3 protein-coding genes are annotated in these 3,978 nt (G+C 71.6%); all 3 read left to right on the forward strand.

Going from position 1 to position 3,978, the window contains the following annotated elements; all coding sequences use genetic code 11:
* On the forward strand, window positions 1–877 hold an 877-nt coding region (locus NON22_RS21235), incomplete at its 5' end, for a phosphoglycerate mutase (RefSeq protein ID WP_257388985.1).
* Window positions 878–880: 3 nt separating this feature from the next.
* Window positions 881–2,614 (forward strand): single-stranded-DNA-specific exonuclease RecJ, encoded by a 1,734-nt coding sequence (gene recJ, locus NON22_RS21240; RefSeq protein ID WP_257388987.1) that lies wholly within the window; start codon window positions 881–883, stop codon window positions 2,612–2,614.
* A 69-nt stretch (window positions 2,615–2,683) separates the two neighbouring features.
* A protein-coding gene (gene prfB / locus NON22_RS21245; RefSeq protein WP_257388988.1) for a peptide chain release factor 2 occupies window positions 2,684–3,809 on the forward strand; the annotation gives its coding sequence in 2 pieces (ribosomal slippage) (window positions 2,684–2,758 and window positions 2,760–3,809; 1,125 coding nt in all).
* The last annotated feature ends 169 nt before the right edge of the window (window positions 3,810–3,978 follow it).

A 3,978-nucleotide genomic window follows, 5' to 3' on the forward strand; every position in this document is an offset into this window, starting at 1 on the left:
TCTGCTCGCGTTCTGGCTGCGCCGCGGCGATGCGCTGCCGGCCGCGGCGGCCGGTCGCGAGACGGCGCTCCGGGAACTTTTCCAGTTTGCGGGAACCGCGCTGCCGGTCGCCGCCTTGACGCGCCAGGCCGACTGCAAGGACGCCGCCGGCGCGCTGTGGCTGCGGGCCGATCCGGCCCACGTACGCGCCGACATGGCGACGGCGCGCCTGCTCGCCTGCGGCGAGCTCGGCCTGACGCCGGCCGATTGCGACGAGCTGCTGCGTCCGCTCAAGCCGCTGTTCGGCGACAGCGGTTTTCCGATCGACGCGCCGGTTCCGTCGCGCTGGTATCTGCGCGCGCCGGCCGGCGCACAGTTGCCCACGTTCCAGCCGCCGGAGCAGGTGCTCGGCGACGATCTGCGCCGGCATCTGCCCGAAGGCAACGAAGGTCGCCGCTGGCGCAGCCTGCTCAACGAAGCGCAGATCGTGCTGCACAACCATCCGTTGAACGCGCAGCGCATCGCGCGCGGCCAGCTGCCGGTCAACAGCCTCTGGTTCTGGGGCGCCGGCAGCTTGCCGCAATGGGTCAGGACGCCGCTCGCGCGCGTGCTGACCCGTGACGGCGTGCTCGCCGCGCTGGCCGCGCAGACGTCCTGCGCCGTGCTCGCGCCGCAGCCCGGCGCGCCGGCCGGGTTCGCCGGCGAAACCCTGCTCGATCTCGACGACCCGGCCGCGCTTCCGACCGTGGCGCGGGACTGGCTGCCGGCGGTGGAACAGGCGCTGGCCCAGGGCCGCATCGATGCGCTGGCGCTGCGTTTCGTCGACGGCGCGCGTGCGCATTACCGCCCCGCTAACCGCTGGCGCTTCTGGCGCCGCGTGCGACCGCTGCAGGGCTGAGCGATGCTGCGCAGCTGGCGCATCGAACGCCGCGCCGCGGCGGCCGTCGACGGTATCTGGCCCGAACAGGTGCATCCGGTACTGCGGCGCATCTACGCCGCGCGCGGCGTCGCTGCAGCGGCCGACGTCGAGCATCGCCTGGCGCGGCTGACGCCGCCGCAGCAGCTGGGCGGCCTGGACAAGGCCGGCAGGCTGCTCGCGCAGGCGCTGCGCGAGGACCGCCGCATCGTCGTCGTCGGCGATTTCGACGCCGACGGCGCGACCGGCACGGCCGTCGCCGTGCGCGGCCTGCGCCTGCTCGGCGCGCGCCACGTCGACTACCAGGTGCCGAACCGCTTCACGCACGGCTACGGCCTGAGCCCCGCGCTCGTGGAAGAACTGCTGCCGCGCCGGCCGGACCTGATCCTGACCGTCGACAACGGCGTCGCCGCGCATGCGGGCGTGGCCGCGGCCAATGCACACGGCATCGCCGTGATCGTGACCGACCACCATCTGCCCGGCGACTCGCTGCCGGATGCGGCCGCGCTGGTCAATCCGAACCTGCCCGGCGACGTGTTTCCGAGCAAGGCGCTGGCCGGCGTCGGCGTCGTGTTCTATCTGCTGCTCGCGCTGCGCGCGCGCCTGCGCGCCGACGGCGGCTTCGCCGGCCGCGCCGAGCCGGATCTGTCGGCGCTGCTCGATCTCGTCGCGCTCGGCACGGTCGCCGACCTCGTACCGCTGGACTACAACAACCGCGTGCTCGTCGACGCGGGCCTGCGCCGTATCCGCGCGGGCCAGGCCTGCGCCGGCGTGGCCGCGCTGGTCGAGGCGAGCAAGCGCAGCGCGGCGACGCTCTGCGCGAGCGATCTGGGCTTCGCGCTCGGGCCGCGCATCAATGCCGCCGGACGCATGGACGACATGCGCCTGGGCATCGAATGCCTGCTCTGCGACGAGCCGCGGCGCGCGCGCGAACTGGCCGACCGCCTGTCGGCCATGAATGCGCAACGGCGCGAGCTGCAGGCGCAGATGGTCGAGCAGGGCGAGGCCAACGTCGCGCAGTTCCTCGCGCGCCACGGCGGCGACACCTTGCCGGTCGGCGTCGTGCTGTACGAGCCCGACTGGCACGTCGGCGTGGTCGGTCTCGTCGCCTCCAAGCTCAAGGAACGCCTGCACCGGCCGGTCATCGCCTGCGCGCCGGCCGACGAGGGCGGCGCCGAGATCAAGGCCTCGGGCCGCTCGATCGCCGGCTTCCACTTGCGCGACGCGCTGGCCGAGGTCGACGCGCGCCATCCGGGCCTGCTGAAGCGTTTCGGCGGCCACGCGATGGCCGCCGGCCTGAGCCTCGCCGCGGAACGCCTGGCCGAGTTCGCCGCGGCGTTCGACGCGGTCGCGCGGCGCCGGCTCGACGCGCGCCTGCTCGATCCGGTGCTGCAGACCGACGGCTGCCTCGCCGCGCAGGACTACGACCTCGAACTCGCGCGCCAGCTGCGCTATGCAGGCCCCTGGGGCCAGGCGTTTCCGGAGCCGCTGTTCGACGACGAATTCCGCGTGCTCGACTGGAAGCGCATGGGTGAGACCCACCTGCGCCTGACCCTGCAGCACGCGCAGCGGCGCGAACCGCTCGAGGCGGTCATGTTCGGCGGCTACGCCGGCACGCCTCCGCCGACTCGGCTGCGCGCGGCGTTCGAGCTGGTCATCGACGACTGGAACGGCCGCGAACGGCTGCGCCTGCTGCTGCGGCACATAGAGGCGCTGTAGCCGCGTCGCCGGCCGCGGCGCGGATTTGCTATCCTGCCGCTCTTTTTCCATGCAGAAGCCGTCCACGCCATGATCGAGACGAATCCGATCGCCGCGCGCATCACTGACCTCCAGGGTCGGGTGCGGTCGCTTAGGGGGTATCTTTGACTACGAGACCAAGGCCGAACGTCTCGAAGAAGTAAGTCGCGAACTGGAAAGTCCGACCGTCTGGGACAACCCGCAACGGGCCCAGGATCTCGGCAAGGAACGTGCGCAGCTCGAAAAGATCGTGCACGGCATCAAGAGCCTGATCGAAGGCCTGGCCGGCGCCGCCGAGCTGCTCGACATGGCCGTCGCCGAAGCCGACGAGGGCACCGCGCTCGCCGTGGCCGACGACGTCGAAAGCCTGGCCGGCAAGGTCGACAAGCTCGAATTCCAGCGCATGTTCTCCGGCAAGATGGACGGCGCGAACGCGTTCGTCGACGTGCAGGCCGGCGCCGGCGGCACCGAGGCGCAGGACTGGGCCGAGATGCTGCTGCGCATGTACCTGCGCTGGTGCGAGAGCAAGGGCTGGAAGACCGAGCTGCTCGAGGTCTCCGCCGGCGACGTGGCCGGCATCAAGAGCGCGTCGTTCCGCGTCGAAGGCGACTATGCCTACGGCTGGCTCAAGACCGAGATCGGCGTGCACCGCCTGGTCCGGAAATCGCCTTTCGATTCGGACAACCGCCGCCACACCTCGTTCTCCTCGATCTTCGTCTCGCCCGAAGTCGACGACGACATCGACATCGACGTGAATCCGGCCGACCTCAAGACCGACGTCTACCGTTCCTCGGGCGCCGGCGGCCAGCACGTCAACAAGACCGAATCGGCCGTGCGCATCACCCACGTGCCGAGCGGCGTCGTCGTGGCCTGCCAGACCGAGCGCTCGCAGCACGCCAACCGCGACCGCGCGATGAAGATGCTCAAGGCCAAGCTCTACGAGATCGAGATCCAGAAGCGCAACGCCGAGAAGGACGCGCTCGAAGCGACGAAATCGGACATCGGCTGGGGCAGCCAGATCCGCTCCTACGTGCTCGACCAGTCGCGCATCAAGGATCTGCGCACCGGCGTGGAGCGCACCGACACGCAGAAGGTGCTCGACGGCGATCTCGACGAATACATCGAGGCCAGCCTGAAGCTCGGTCTGGAAGCCGGCGCCAGGCGCGTCGACGCGTAAGCCGCAGCGGCTGTCCGGAGGGCAATGCGAAGGCGCGTCGATCGCCGCAGGCGGGCCGCGGTCCGGGCCGCGGCCGATGCGCGCCGTCCCCGCCGCTTTCGCGCCTCGTCCGGCCGCAGCGGATCCGGCGTGCTCTGCGGCCGTCGCCGGAACGGCGGCAGGCGAACGG

This window comes from Tahibacter caeni, from assembly GCF_024609805.1.
GTDB lineage: Bacteria > Pseudomonadota > Gammaproteobacteria > Xanthomonadales > Rhodanobacteraceae > Tahibacter > Tahibacter caeni.

Excerpts from the sequence above, each read along its gene's own strand:
- recJ (WP_257388987.1), top strand. The coding sequence starts at position 881 with ATGCTGCGCAGCTGGCGCATCGAACGCCGCGCCGCGGCGGCCGTCGAC.